This is a genomic window from Veillonella atypica KON (assembly GCF_002959915.1).
Classification (GTDB): domain Bacteria; phylum Bacillota; class Negativicutes; order Veillonellales; family Veillonellaceae; genus Veillonella; species Veillonella atypica.
In genome coordinates this window covers 222,506-235,873 of record NZ_PPDE01000008.1, presented here as the reverse complement: position 1 = coordinate 235,873, position 13,368 = coordinate 222,506, and the positions used below count along the sequence as shown (strand labels likewise).

14 protein-coding genes and 5 tRNA genes are annotated in these 13,368 nt (G+C 37.7%); all 19 read right to left on the bottom strand.

Annotated features, from left to right (window positions below; translation table 11 throughout):
- Positions 1-5: 5 nt before the first annotated feature.
- Positions 6-461 (bottom strand): 2-thiouracil desulfurase family protein, encoded by a 456-nt coding sequence (locus VAHSUH02_RS05045; protein ID WP_038148772.1) that lies wholly within the window; start codon positions 459-461, stop codon positions 6-8.
- 67 nt (positions 462-528) lie between these two features.
- Positions 529-617: transfer RNA gene (locus tag VAHSUH02_RS05040), tRNA-Leu, on the bottom strand.
- 16 nt (positions 618-633) lie between these two features.
- A tRNA-Cys gene (locus VAHSUH02_RS05035) sits at positions 634-708 on the bottom strand.
- A 12-nt stretch (positions 709-720) separates the two neighbouring features.
- Positions 721-795, bottom strand: a tRNA-Gly gene (locus tag VAHSUH02_RS05030).
- A gap of 7 nt (positions 796-802) precedes the next feature.
- A tRNA-Phe gene (locus VAHSUH02_RS05025) sits at positions 803-878 on the bottom strand.
- A gap of 5 nt (positions 879-883) precedes the next feature.
- Positions 884-959: transfer RNA gene (locus VAHSUH02_RS05020), tRNA-Asp, on the bottom strand.
- 50 nt (positions 960-1,009) lie between these two features.
- A complete protein-coding gene (locus VAHSUH02_RS05015) occupies positions 1,010-1,606 on the bottom strand; it encodes an MBL fold metallo-hydrolase (RefSeq protein ID WP_005383768.1) in 597 nt (198 codons plus the stop codon).
- Between the two features lie 46 nt (positions 1,607-1,652).
- Positions 1,653-3,140: a TrkH family potassium uptake protein gene (locus VAHSUH02_RS05010; protein ID WP_005381312.1), complete on the bottom strand. Its 1,488-nt coding sequence runs from the start codon at positions 3,138-3,140 to the stop codon at positions 1,653-1,655.
- 7 nt (positions 3,141-3,147) lie between these two features.
- A complete protein-coding gene (gene trkA, locus VAHSUH02_RS05005) occupies positions 3,148-4,488 on the bottom strand; it encodes a Trk system potassium transporter TrkA (protein ID WP_005378830.1) in 1,341 nt (446 codons plus the stop codon).
- A 3-nt stretch (positions 4,489-4,491) separates the two neighbouring features.
- Positions 4,492-5,385 carry a CvfB family protein gene (locus VAHSUH02_RS05000; protein ID WP_005383770.1) on the bottom strand — a complete coding sequence of 298 codons (894 nt, stop codon included), beginning with the start codon at positions 5,383-5,385 and terminating at the stop codon, positions 4,492-4,494.
- Positions 5,386-5,388: 3 nt separating this feature from the next.
- The gene (rsfS, locus tag VAHSUH02_RS04995; RefSeq protein ID WP_005378863.1) at positions 5,389-5,751 is read right to left on the bottom strand and encodes a ribosome silencing factor; all 363 of its coding nucleotides are present in this window, start codon (positions 5,749-5,751) and stop codon (positions 5,389-5,391) included.
- A gap of 8 nt (positions 5,752-5,759) precedes the next feature.
- Positions 5,760-6,887, bottom strand: a complete 1,128-nt coding sequence (locus VAHSUH02_RS04990; RefSeq protein WP_005383772.1) for an LCP family protein — start codon at positions 6,885-6,887, stop codon at positions 5,760-5,762.
- Position 6,888: 1 nt separating this feature from the next.
- Complete coding sequence (yqeK, locus tag VAHSUH02_RS04985) at positions 6,889-7,461, bottom strand: bis(5'-nucleosyl)-tetraphosphatase (symmetrical) YqeK (RefSeq protein ID WP_005383775.1); 573 nt, start codon at positions 7,459-7,461, stop codon at positions 6,889-6,891.
- Between the two features lie 6 nt (positions 7,462-7,467).
- Entirely contained in the window at positions 7,468-8,082 is a 615-nt protein-coding gene (gene nadD / locus VAHSUH02_RS04980; RefSeq protein WP_005383777.1) for a nicotinate-nucleotide adenylyltransferase, read from the bottom strand.
- A 139-nt stretch (positions 8,083-8,221) separates the two neighbouring features.
- Entirely contained in the window at positions 8,222-9,475 is a 1,254-nt protein-coding gene (locus tag VAHSUH02_RS04975) for a glutamate-5-semialdehyde dehydrogenase (RefSeq protein ID WP_038148898.1), read from the bottom strand.
- Positions 9,476-9,486: 11 nt separating this feature from the next.
- The gene (gene proB, locus VAHSUH02_RS04970; RefSeq protein ID WP_005378824.1) at positions 9,487-10,608 is read right to left on the bottom strand and encodes a glutamate 5-kinase; all 1,122 of its coding nucleotides are present in this window, start codon (positions 10,606-10,608) and stop codon (positions 9,487-9,489) included.
- A 36-nt stretch (positions 10,609-10,644) separates the two neighbouring features.
- Positions 10,645-10,929 carry a ribosome assembly RNA-binding protein YhbY gene (gene yhbY / locus VAHSUH02_RS04965; RefSeq protein WP_005381303.1) on the bottom strand — a complete coding sequence of 95 codons (285 nt, stop codon included), beginning with the start codon at positions 10,927-10,929 and terminating at the stop codon, positions 10,645-10,647.
- Between the two features lie 8 nt (positions 10,930-10,937).
- Positions 10,938-12,209: a GTPase ObgE gene (obgE, locus tag VAHSUH02_RS04960; protein ID WP_005383783.1), complete on the bottom strand. Its 1,272-nt coding sequence runs from the start codon at positions 12,207-12,209 to the stop codon at positions 10,938-10,940.
- Between the two features lie 22 nt (positions 12,210-12,231).
- Positions 12,232-13,368 carry a S41 family peptidase gene (locus tag VAHSUH02_RS04955; protein ID WP_005383789.1) on the bottom strand — a complete coding sequence of 379 codons (1,137 nt, stop codon included), beginning with the start codon at positions 13,366-13,368 and terminating at the stop codon, positions 12,232-12,234.

The window sequence follows — 13,368 nt, the reverse complement described above, 5'->3', positions numbered from 1 at the left end:
ACATATCAATCGTCGCTATTGTGCTGTATAAGGTCCTGTACATTCTTTTCTGTATAGATTTGTATATTATGTTGTAATAAAAGCTCAGACGTGACACCAACCCCATTTACGAGGGTTCTAGTAAATGTACCATCATATATTTCACCATATCCACAGCTTGGACTCTTAGCCTTTAGTAAAGCACACAAACAATTTTTATCTATAGCAATTGCTAAAGCTAATTCTGCACCCCGTTTAAATTGTTCTGTAACATCTATACCATTTCTTGTTTGGACTCGATCACCTATCCGCTCCGCTGGGGGTCTTGGTGTTAAAAGCCCACCCAGTACCTCAGGACATACTGGTATAAGGTTATAGAGGCTCTTAAGTTCTTCCAAACAGTCTATTTTGTTATGGTCACCATCATAACGGCAACAAACACCGCAAAGACATTCACTAATCAACAGATTCGGTTTACTCACGTTATATACCCACTCGTAAATACAGTTAAAATTATATACAAAAAAAGACTAACCGAAGTTAGTCTAATGGTGCCGAGGACCGGAATCGAACCGGTACGGTTATTTCTAACCGACGGATTTTAAGTCCGTTGCGTCTGCCTGTTCCGCCACCCCGGCATGGGTAACGATTTTGTGGAGGCGGCACCCAGAATCGAACTGGGGAATAAAGGTTTTGCAGACCTCTGCCTTACCGCTTGGCTATGCCGCCATATAAAATTAGTGGAGCGGGAAACGAGATTCGAACTCGCGACCCCCGCCTTGGCAAGGCGGTGCTCTACCGCTGAGCTATTCCCGCATGTACATGGTGCCTCAGGACAGAATCGAACTGTCGACACACGGATTTTCAGTCCGTTGCTCTACCGACTGAGCTACCGAGGCATGAATGGCGACCCCGATCAGATTTGAACTGACGATCTTCGCCGTGACAGGGCGACATGTTAACCGCTACACCACGGGGCCGTATCCAAAGTACTTGCTTAGTATATCTGTTATCAGAGTTTTTGTCAACACTATATGTGTAAATTCTTAATGAAGTTTTTTTCATCTCCCAAAATAGTGCTCTCCCTATGTCCAGGCTCTACTAATAATGCATCATCTAACTCCAGTATTTTACATAAGCTTTTACGTAAAGCTTCAGCATTGCCATTGTAGTTATCACTATTCCCCACATTTTGTTTAAAAATAGTGTCACCTGTAAATAGATGACCTTCTATTTCAAAACATACTGAACCCGCACTATGACCCGGTGTATGATACACCCGTATATGAAATGGTCCGATATTTAGTATACCTTCTTGCAAAGGAATACATTGGGTAAACATTTTTTTCTTGTATACACTTGGTCGACGACGAATCAATTGCAATAATTCATGATCTCTATCATGTAGATATGCAGGTATATTATAATGTCCACAAATATCATCAAGAGCCGACACATGGTCACAATGACCATGTGTTAATAAAACCGCAATTGGTTTAGAATCTCCTACCATCTCAATTATATGTTTACTATGAAATCCAGGGTCAATTATGAGAGATTGATTGTCTTTTTTTAATACATAACAATTTGCCTTATACAAGCCTAATGGGCGTTTTATTATTTCCATTATACAATCCCTCCCCCATAACTAATGCAGTATACAATATAAACTTCTATAAAATTCTATATCGTTTTGTAGTATCTTTTTTAATAAAATACCCTTCCCAGAATTGTGGATGAAGCATAACTAGAATCGTAAATAATTCCAAACGACCTAATAGCATATCTACAATAGCCACACCTTTTGCACCTAATGGCAATAATGCAAAAGAATCAGTTGGTCCATAACCACCAAAGGCTAAACCTACATTACTTTGGAATGCGGTGACTATTTGGAGTGCATCACCTGTAGATAAACCAAAACATGTCATAAGAAATACGGATATAACATAAATCATTAAATATAGAAATATAAATTGTTGCGTCATATGCACCCATTTATCTGGTAATGGCTTTCCATTGATTCGTACAACTTGAACCATATCTGGATGTATGGCTTTTCTCAAATAAATGATACTACTCTTAATTAATATAATGAGACGAATAATCTTAACGCCACCGGTCGTAGATCCACTACACCCTCCAAAAAAACTGGCTATAAATAACATCATTTGAGCCGCAGCAGGCCATAAATCATAATCAGATACAGCAAAACCACTGCCCGTTTGTATTGATACTAAGGTAAAGGCTGCATCTTGAAAAACTTGTCCTATATCCATAGAATTAGATTGAAAATATAAGGATATAAAGGTGATAAGAATACCAATAACTAATACAAGCCAATACATACGCGTTTCAAAATCAGAGAATAACGCTGAGAATCCTTTTTGAATTACATTATAATATACGGCAAAATTGCCACCTGCAATGACCATAAACAGTATAAATACAACACATATATATGTATTTTGACTATATAAAAAAGTACCTGCAGTAGTTGGTGTCAATCCACCAGTAGCAATAATAGAAAATGCATAATTCAATGCATCAAAAGGATCTATACCACCTAAACAAAGCATGATAAAACAGATGATTGTAAATATTACATACAATGTCCATAATTTCGATGCTATAGATTGAATCCGTGGTAACACTACACCTGGTTTTGGCACAGATGCCTCAGCATTGAAAAAATGCGCAGCATCAGCACCAAGATTACGTAAGAATGATAGAATCAACACAATGATTCCCATACCGCCAATCCAATGCATTAAACCACGCCACAGTATGAAAGACTTTGGTATGCTATCAACATCAGAAATAACTGTAGCACCAGTAGCGGTAATACCTGACATAGATTCAAACAGCGCGTCCATCGGGTTAACTAAAACACCAGATATTATAAAGGGAAACGCCCCCAATAACATTGTTAAAATCCATGTTGAGCTAACCACTAAGAAGCCATCTCTTAAGCTAAAGGTTTTACTCTTATTTCCACCAAGTACTAGTAGACCACCGAGCAGTATGGATAATATAGCCGTAATACAAAAGGACCAATATGCAGTTTCAAATAGAATACTATATATAAATGGTATAACAAGAAAAGCTCCAAAAATATAGAGTAATTTGCCTACCAAGGACATGACAATCTGTATGCGCATATAACCCCTACGTTAAATAATTCAATAATTTAGTAACAGATTCAGGCAATGAGAATAGTACAATATGATCCCCCACTAACAGCTCTGTATTCCCCCGTGGAACAATCGCGTCATCACCGCGGAGTATAACACCGACTAAGGCTTTACCAGGTAGACGAATATCTTTTAGTTGTTTACCAGCTACGGGAGATTGTTCTGTAATAAGAATCTCTATAGATTCAGCCTTGCCACCTTCAAAAGTAGATATGGAGACAACACCTTCTCCACTTCGAACAAATCGTAGTATTTGTCCTGCAGTCATTAGACGTGGTGAAAATACAATATCTATACCGACTTGTTCCATAAGCATAATATATTCAGGACGTCCCACACGAACAACGGTTTTAGGTATGCCCATATGTTTCCCTACTAAAGCAACTAAAAGATTTAATTTATCATCATCTGTTAAAACAATAATAACATCGTTATCGGCCACTTCTTCGGCTTCTAGTAGATCAAAATCCGTACCATCCCCATTGATGACAATGGTTTTATCTACTTGTGCAGCTAAGGCTTCACAACGCTCAATATCCTTCTCAATAACCTTAACAGTAAATCCTGCTTTTTCCAATAAGATAGCTAGATTACGACCTAATAAACCAGCGCCTACAATAACAGCCCGTTTATGGAAGGTTGCATGATTAGAAAACCATTCTTGTTCTACTTCATTAATACCATCTTTTAAACCTAAAAAGAAAACACTGTCATTAGGTAATAGTATGCTTTCACCATGAGGTATAATCATTTCACCTAATCGTAAAATGCCTACCAATAACACACCTTCTGGAAAAGTCAACTCTTTTAAAGGTTTATTTACGAGTGGGAATGTACTATTAATTTTAAATTCCATTAAACGTACAGCGCCTTGACCAAATTCTTCTACGTCCAAAGCGGATGGTGTTTCAATAATATGAAGTAATTCTTGCGCCGTAACCATCTCTGGATTAATGAATAAATCAACACCTAATCGTTCTTTCATATGATCGTCCATATGATCAACGATATTGGTATCCCTCACACGTGCTACAGTAGATGGGACACCTGCTATTTTAGCTACCGCACAAGATAACATATTAACTTCATCTGAATCGGTAACTGAGATAAACATCCCCACATCAGATAAGTCAATTTCATTCAATAACTGAATATCGCTACCATTACCGCATACTAAACTAACATCCAATGTGTTTTCAAGATTATGGATACGCTCCTGTGAACGGTCTATAAGATATACGTCATGATCATCTTGCACCAATCTTTCACACAAGGAATACCCAACCTTACCAGCACCTACTACAATAATCTTCATAGTTTAGACCTCTTGTGAATTTGAGGTCCATTGTTTACCAGTTTCTGTCAACAATGTCCAACCATCTTCTTGTACTACAAGGCGGGATTTCATTAAATGACCTAACGCTCGTTTAAAAGCAGCCTTGCTGATGTTAAATTTATCCTTAATCAACATGGCTGATGACTCATCACTATAAGGCATTTTACCGCCTCGTTGTAATAGGTATTCCATAATAATCTGACCATCAGAGATTAACGCTTTTTCTTTAATTGGACGCATTGACACATTAATACGACCATCTTCACGTTTGAACGTAACACGTGCCTCTACCATTTCTCCAACATTTAATTTGCGTGTCATTTCTGAACGATGCAAAAAAGCAATCCATCGCTCAGGAGTAATAAAAAAGGCTCCATCACTAGTCAAATTGTAAATAGCACCACTTACTTGTTGTCCTACAACAGCATCGGTAGCAGCTTTAGAGGCGCGTCTCATCTCATCATCAACGTCCATAGAAACGGCCATACGACCAGATTTATCGGTATATAGTTTTACCCATACCTTTTCCCCTACTTGAGGTCTGCCACGCATTTCAGCGTGAGGCATAAAAATCCCCCGCTCAGTACCAACCTCAACGAAACAACCAAAATTAGTTACATTAATAACCTCAACATAACCAATTTGACCGACCTTCATAGCAGGCAATCGCATGGAGGCAGTCAAACGGCCCTTAGGGTCACGATATAGAAATACCTCTACATCATCACCGATAGCAACTGGTAAAGTTTGTTGATCCTTATGGAGCAAAATATCATCATTTGTATTTCCCGTTTGACCGTCAAGGAAAGCGCCATGATCACTAGTGCGTAGAACACGCAGTGTAGCAATGGTATTTTCCAATAATTCGCTAGCCATAGATTATTCTCCTTCAAAAGGAACACGTCCAGCATCGTTCCATAAGGCTTCTAGTCCATAAAATTCACGAATTTCATCGTTACCAAACACGTGACAAATAATATCGCCAAAGTCCAATAATACCCATTCACCTTCGCGATATCCTTCACGATGGAGGACCGTCATACCTTGTTCTGCTGCTATATCCTCAATTTCATCTGCAATACTTTGAGATTGTTTAATATTATTGGCGCTTACAATCATAAAATAATCGCCTAACATAGAAACACCTTCCAAATCAAGTATTTCAATATCATGACCTTTCTTATCATAAGCCGCTTGTGCAAGCGCTAAAACATGTTGTTTAATTTCTTCTTTTTGTTTCATTGTATCTCCTATTGTTCTTTCTTCTCTGGTTCTGAACCTGGTTCTGATGGTTTTACACGTGTGCTTTGTTCTGATTCTACCGCAACAGGTGCTTTTTTAGTTTCAGGTGTAGAAACAAATTGACTTAAATCTTCTGGTGCCAATGTCCCCATTGTAATTCCCACTAAGCGCTGAGCCTCAGTTGGATTTACATGCCAATACACGACGTCATTAATTTTTTCTTTTTCACCAGGTAAAATATAAAAATGAATATGGTCTTTATCCATTTGACCGATAGAACGCATTAATTTAATAGCATCCCATGTAGATATATTACTTTCATAATGACTCCATAAACGCCATATATGCCAAGCTTTTGTAATAAACCAAGTATCTTGTTCCCGATCAACCCATAATTTCAAAAACCGTTCTTGTCGTTGAACACGTCCAAAATTATCATTATTTTCGTCTGTGTAGCGTAAATATGCTAATGCATTATCACTATCTAAATTTTGATAGCCTCTGCGTAAATCTATATCTTTACTACCAGTTTCAGCATCAACATGTTCCATATTCTTTTCTACGTAAAACTGTTGACTACCTAAAACATCACTTGTTTTTTTGAAAGCCGCCTCATCAACGACAACATAGTAAGGTATACTGATATGGAATAAATCCTCTACAACGGCTTTCGTTAGTTCAATATTACCTTCTGCATACATTTGATTTAACATAGATGCAGATTTTTGATCTCTACTTTCAATTTTACTATTGCTAGGAATACCAATTATATCCATCGTATTAGTATTCATATTAATAGACATGAGGAATAATGAGTCAGCTTGACTCGGATTATTTTTATCTCGCCCTACAATTAATACATATACAGGCTTGTCCAATGCTTTCTGTTCTACATTAACCGTATCAGTATGCTTAGGTTCACTGGATTCTTCAATCTCACTTGCAGTATCAGTTTGTGTTACTCGATGATATACATAGCTGATTCCACTATACATACCCCAACCGATGCCACAAATAACAGTAAGTGCTAACACGAATGCGATGATTAAACGACCCCATTGGAGCTTATTTTTTTTCATCTGACGTTCTCGACGTCTTCTACGGCGACGAGCCCGCGCTTTTTCACGTTCATCCATTCTAGGCACCTCCTTTTTTCATATGCTGTATAAGATCATTACGGCTAATAATAGTAAGAGGATAAATAGTATCAGTACTATCTATTAAATGTCGAATGGTCATATCAAATCCACACAATACTCCGGCATCAAGAGACTGTTCTGCAGCTGCACGAACATCGTTTACGCCAGGAAAATTACGATTAGGCTCAATATAATCAGCTAAAAATATAACTTTATCCAATTTTGACATGCCCACTTTTCCAGTTGTATGAACACGTATTGCTTCTAATACTTGTCGATTAGTAATACCATAATGAGTATTCGCTAACACCATACCTGCTAAACCATGTAATAAAGCACCGCTATGTAACATATCAACATCACAGGCCAAATCTGCAACTAAATCTTGCATTTCCAATAATGGTAATTCTTTAGCACAGTCATGTAACATCGCTGCTAACCGAGCGTCTTCTACATTAGCCCCATATTTTTTAGCTAAATAAACAGCTGACTCTACAACACCTAAGGTGTGTATAAAACGCTTTTTACTTAATTTATTAGATAAGTCGGTTTCAATTTGTTGTATATCCACCTTTAATTATTCCTTCCGATAAATATCATATTTTTCAATATATTGAACTACACATTTAGGTAACATATATCTGACCGTCAAGCCATGACGCAGTCGGTCTCGTAAATAAGTAGCAGATAACTTCATTTCTGGTACATTCATTAAATGAATTCTATTCTTAGCTTTGGGACCTAATAACTCTAATGTTGTATCAACAACTTGAGATCCATCAGGCCTCATAGCACCAATGAAATGACAATGCTCTAATAATTCATCAATAAATTTCCAATTAGGTAAGTCTCGTATTGTATCTGTACCAGCAATAAAGTAAAAAGAAACAGAATCTCCATATATTTTTTTGAAATGATGAATAGTATCAATTGTATAGGAAGGCCCTTCACGACGCATTTCCACATCGGATATTTCAAAATACGGGTTATCTGCTACCGCCGCAGCCGTCATGGCATAACGATGCTTAGCATCAATAACATCATTATGTTTATGAGGAGGTATTCTTGCAGGAACAAATATAACCTTTTCTAAATGAAAGCTTTCCCTTGCTACCTCTGCAATCATTAGATGTCCTAAGTGGATAGGGTTAAAAGTTCCGCCTATAATACCAATCCGCCGGTTCTCTACCATATATAAGTCACACCCTTTATGACTATAATACAAATCAAGATAAATAATGCTAATGCTTTTACATACGATACCCACTCATAACGACCTTTTGGAGTCTGAATATAACGATAATAGGCTCGTATCAAATAATATAAATGCATCACGAACGAATTTGTCCTGTACCAAATACAAAATATTTATAGGATGTTAATGCTTGTAATCCCATTGGTCCACGAGCATGGAGTTTTTGTGTACTAATGCCAATTTCAGCGCCAAATCCAAATTCAAAACCATCTGTGAAACGTGTAGACGCGTTATGATATACAGTAGAACAATCGATAAGATTCATAAAATGCTGAGCGGTTTTCATATTATCTGTTACAATCGCTTCAGAATGATGTGTCGTATATTGATTAATATGTGAAATAGCCTCATCCACAGATGATACAATAGCTACATTTAAATCAAGATCATTATATTCTGTACTAAATGAGTGCTCATCAACAGCAATACCCTTAACAATCTGTAATACATCTGGTGTACCGTGAATCGTTACATGATGGGGCTCTAATTTAGAGTCTAATGCCAACAGAAATTCGTGAGCAATAGATTTATGAACCAATAGAGTCTCCATAGAATTACATACAGATGGACGTTGTACCTTTGCATTCACAGCAATATCAACAGCCATGTCAATGTTAGCTTCAGCATCAACATAGGTATGACAGACACCGCATCCCGTCTCTATAACTGGTATCATACTATCACGTACAACCCGTTGTATTAATCCTGCACCGCCACGTGGAATCACTACATCTATATAACGGCGTTGTTGTAGCAATACACTTACAGCTTCACGATCTAATACTTCTACTAACTGGATAGCTGCTCTTGGTAAATCATTGGCTTCTAATACATCTTGCATAATGGATACGATGACGCGATTTGTACGGTATGCTTCCTTACCACCGCGTAGAATAGTGGCATTAGCGGTTTTAAAGCATAAGGCGCCAGCATCAACAGTTACATTTGGACGTGCTTCAAAAATGATACCTATAACACCAAATGGTACGGCACGCTTTTCAATGTGAAGTCCGTTAGGCCTATTAATAGTTTCAAGTATGGTTCCTACCGGTGATGGTAATAGACTAACTTGACGAACACCTTCTGCCATTTGATTAATGCGCTCTTTAGATAGTAGTAATCTATCCAACATCGTATCAGGTACCACGCCTCGAGCCGAATCCATATCCATGTGATTGGCTGTTAAAATTTGTTCACTGTGTTGAACTAACGCATCGGCTATAGCACATAATACTTCATTGATGCGTTTCTCTGGTAATTGCTGTAAAACAATAGATGCTGCTCGTGCAGATTCACCCATTTCTTTAAATATACTTTCATATGAATTCATACTGTACCTCATCAATGAATAATTACTAGATTATTTCTGTGAACAACCTCATCATATGTTGTATCAATTTCTAATACACGAGCTATATCTTGCGTATTGTGACCTCTAATCTTAAGTAAATCTGTAGAACTATAATTCACTAATCCTCTGGCGATTTCTTTTCCCTTAGCAATAATTGATACTGTATCACCAGGTTCAAAAGACCCATCCACTTCAATAATACCAGCTGGTAAAATACTAGCTCCGTGATTTAATACGGCTTTCGTACATCCTTCATCTATAGTAATGCTTCCACTTAAGCGTTTCCCATAAGCTACCCAATGATGCTTTTGAGAAACACCTTGATCATTAGCGACAAATAATGTACCTATATTCTCACCTTTACATACTTTACGTAAAGAATTATCCGATTCACCACTGGCAATAATCATATGTATACCTGAATTAGTCGCCATATGGGCAGCCTTAATTTTTGTATACATACCACCAGTACCCATACTTGAACCTGCACCACCAGCGATCTCATAAGTTTCATCTGTAATTACAGAAACTTCGTGGATTAAAGTAGCTGTAGAATCCGTAGCTGGATTAGCCGTATATAAACCATCAATATCAGATAAAATAATAAGCACATCGGCTTCTACAATCCCTGCTACAGTAGCCGATAATGTATCATTATCGCCTATTTTGTATTCTTCAATAGCTACTACATCATTTTCATTAATGATTGGAATGACATGTAATTGTAATAACGCATGTAATGTATTTCGTAGGTTCAAATAGCTATGACGAGAAGTGCTATCCTCCTTCGTCAATAATATTTGAGCAACCGTTCTACCGTACTCTCGAAACATGCGTTCGTACATATGAATGAGTACACCTTGTCCTACCGCTGCTGATGCTTGACGTAACACAAGATCTCTTGGTTTTTCTTTAAATCCTAACGGCGCAAGGCCTGCACCCGTAGCCCCCGAGGAAACAAGAATAACCTCTTTCCCTTGGTTGGCAAGATCTGATAATTGACGGACTAAATGTTCTATCCGTTCTAAATTTAAATGACCATTTGGGTAACATAATGTACTGCTCCCCACTTTTACAACAATGCGTTTAGCATTCTTAATGGCATCTCTCATACAATCATCTCCTATAAGGGAAAAAGGTTATAACTATTATTTCGGTAATATAATTTTTGGTTCTTTTTTAGCTTTATAAAGAACACCATTGAATCCAATAACTTGTACTAACTCAGCACCAAGCATATCTGCTAATTCTTGAAAAATCGCTTTATCTTCTGGACTATTATTAAGCAATTTAACCTTGATTAATTCACGTGCCATCAGTGCTGCTCGTGCACTATCAATCACGCTATCCTCAAGACCATTTTTACCAATTTGCACAACAGCTGGCATAGTTGCAGCTAATGAACGTAAATACCGTTTCTGTTTTCCTGTCATTATAACTCCTAGTCTCTGAATGTGAATCGTTGTTCACCAATAACAACTTCATCGCCTTCTTGACATCCTTTTTCACGTAATTTATTATCCAATTCCATAAAACGCCAAATACGTTGGAATCGACGTAAGGATTGATCATCGTCAAGATTGGTCATTGCCACAAGTCGTTCGATACGTTTACCCGTAATATAGAAAGCAGCATCATCACCACGTGTAATAACAAACTCCGTATCTGGTTTTGCTTCATACATAACGGTATCATCAGTGGCTTCAACCTCTGGCTCATAATTTTCTACATAATAATACGCTCGTTCCATTAGCTCAGGTAAACCTTCACCACTCAATGCATTGATTAAGAAAACTTCATAACCCTTGTCTTCAAAATAAGATTTTGTATTTGGAATTGTTTCATCATCAAAGACAAGATTTATTTTATTAAGTGCCACGATTTGTTTCTTATTAGCTAATTTCTCTGAGTATTTACGCAACTCATCATTAATAGCATCAAAATCTACTTTAGGGTCACGACCTTCCATGCCAGATACATCTAGAACGTGAATCAGAATATTCGTGCGTTCTACATGGCGCAAGAAATTATGACCAAGGCCTACACCTTCACTAGCCCCTTCAATAAGACCAGGAATATCAGCCAATACAAAGCTACGATCACCAGGGAGCGTTACAACACCCAATACAGGAGTTAATGTTGTAAAATGATAAGCCGCCACTTCTGGTTGTGCTTTAGATACTTTGCGTAGAATACTTGATTTACCAACGCTTGGATAGCCAAGCAAGCCAACATCAGCCAATACCTTTAGCTCTAGTTGTAACCAGCGTTCTTCCCCTGGTTCCCCTTTTTCAGCAAAGGTAGGTGCACGATTAGAGCTAGATAAAAATCTCGCATTACCGCGTCCACCGCGACCGCCTTTAGCGATGATAAAGGTATCACCATCGTGAACTAAGTCACAGAACACCTTGCCTGATTCTTCGTCCTTAACAACGGTGCCTAATGGAACAGGAATAATTAAATCTTCTGCACCGCGACCATGTTTATTGGCACTTTCACCATTACCACCCTTTGGCGCTTTAAATTGGCGTTTATAACGAAAATCTACAAGAGTATTAATATTCTTATCTGCTTTTAAAATAACATCTGCCCCTTGGCCACCATCGCCACCGCTTGGTCCGCCATTAGGAACATATTTCTCTCGACGGAAACTAGACATACCGTCTCCGCCATCACCCGCTTTTACAAATACACGAGCGCGATCTATAAACATAATTACATCCTTTTCTGCAAAACTATTTTAATAGTTCTATTGCCTTTTGAATTTGAATATCTGACATATCACTAGATGGGGTAGTTCCCTTTGGTAATTCTAGAACTACATCTGGTTGAATACCAGTTCCATCAATAACACGATCATTAGGAGTATGGTATTTAGCTATAGTCACTTTAATACCTTCATCCTCTAGATTTGGATATACACTTTGAACAGTGCCTTTACCATAACTATTTGTGCCAACAATGGTACCTAATTTTCTATCTTGAATAGCGCCAGCAATGATTTCAGATGCACTAGCAGAACCTTTATTAATGAGAACTACCATAGGTAATGCAGGATTTTTTCCATCAGATACATAATTTTTGGTTTTTCCATCTCGTGTTGTGAAAGATACTAATGTACCTTCTGACATAATAATGCTAGCAATATCTTGCGCACTATTAAGTAATCCACCAGGATTATCGCGTAAGTCTAGAACTAATGAAGTCATTCCTTCGGATAGAAGCTGCTCATATTGTGTTTTAAAATCACCTGCTGTATGCTCAGCGAATTGACTAATGCGAATATATCCAATGTGGTCTGATAACATCTTACTTTTTACTGTAGGTAATACGATTTCTTCTCTTGTAACGTTAAACGTTAATAATTGATTATCCCGTTCAACCACAATCGTTACATCGCTACCAGCTTCACCACGTATTTTTGAAGCTGCATCTTCAATCGTCATAGAATTAGTATCTACGCCATCAATGGATACGATGTGATCACCGCTTTTGATGCCAGCTTTATAAGCCGGCATATCATCAATCACGGATACTGCTTCTAACCCCTTTGAACCATGTCCAAGAACCATGCCCACACCTGCATAGGTGCCAGAGGTATGCTCTTTCATAGATTCAAAGTCATCCTTGTCTAAATAGACACTATGAGGTTCTCCTAAGGAAGCCACTAAACCTTTCAACATACCATCAAACAATGTGCCTTTACTTACAGGTGTCATAAATTTCTGAGTCGCTATGTAATAGGTTACGACAAATCGTGGTAAACCCATAGCTGATCCAGAAATATACCAAAATACGAGCCACAACATAATGATGGAAGCAAATATATATTTAATTAAGGATAAACCAATTCTTTTAAAATTATTATTCAT

Excerpts from the sequence above, each read along its gene's own strand:
- VAHSUH02_RS05015 (WP_005383768.1), bottom strand. The coding sequence starts at position 1,606 with ATGGAAATAATAAAACGCCCATTAGGCTTGTATAAGGCAAATTGTTAT.
- VAHSUH02_RS05010 (WP_005381312.1), bottom strand. The coding sequence starts at position 3,140 with ATGCGCATACAGATTGTCATGTCCTTGGTAGGCAAATTACTCTATATT.
- trkA (WP_005378830.1), bottom strand. The coding sequence starts at position 4,488 with ATGAAGATTATTGTAGTAGGTGCTGGTAAGGTTGGGTATTCCTTGTGT.
- VAHSUH02_RS05000 (WP_005383770.1), bottom strand. The coding sequence starts at position 5,385 with ATGGCTAGCGAATTATTGGAAAATACCATTGCTACACTGCGTGTTCTA.
- rsfS (WP_005378863.1), bottom strand. The coding sequence starts at position 5,751 with ATGAAACAAAAAGAAGAAATTAAACAACATGTTTTAGCGCTTGCACAA.
- VAHSUH02_RS04990 (WP_005383772.1), bottom strand. The coding sequence starts at position 6,887 with ATGGATGAACGTGAAAAAGCGCGGGCTCGTCGCCGTAGAAGACGTCGA.
- nadD (WP_005383777.1), bottom strand. The coding sequence starts at position 8,082 with ATGGTAGAGAACCGGCGGATTGGTATTATAGGCGGAACTTTTAACCCT.
- VAHSUH02_RS04975 (WP_038148898.1), bottom strand. The coding sequence starts at position 9,475 with ATGAATTCATATGAAAGTATATTTAAAGAAATGGGTGAATCTGCACGA.
- proB (WP_005378824.1), bottom strand. The coding sequence starts at position 10,608 with ATGAGAGATGCCATTAAGAATGCTAAACGCATTGTTGTAAAAGTGGGG.
- yhbY (WP_005381303.1), bottom strand. The coding sequence starts at position 10,929 with ATGACAGGAAAACAGAAACGGTATTTACGTTCATTAGCTGCAACTATG.
- obgE (WP_005383783.1), bottom strand. The coding sequence starts at position 12,209 with ATGTTTATAGATCGCGCTCGTGTATTTGTAAAAGCGGGTGATGGCGGA.
- VAHSUH02_RS04955 (WP_005383789.1), bottom strand. The coding sequence starts at position 13,368 with ATGAATAATAATTTTAAAAGAATTGGTTTATCCTTAATTAAATATATA.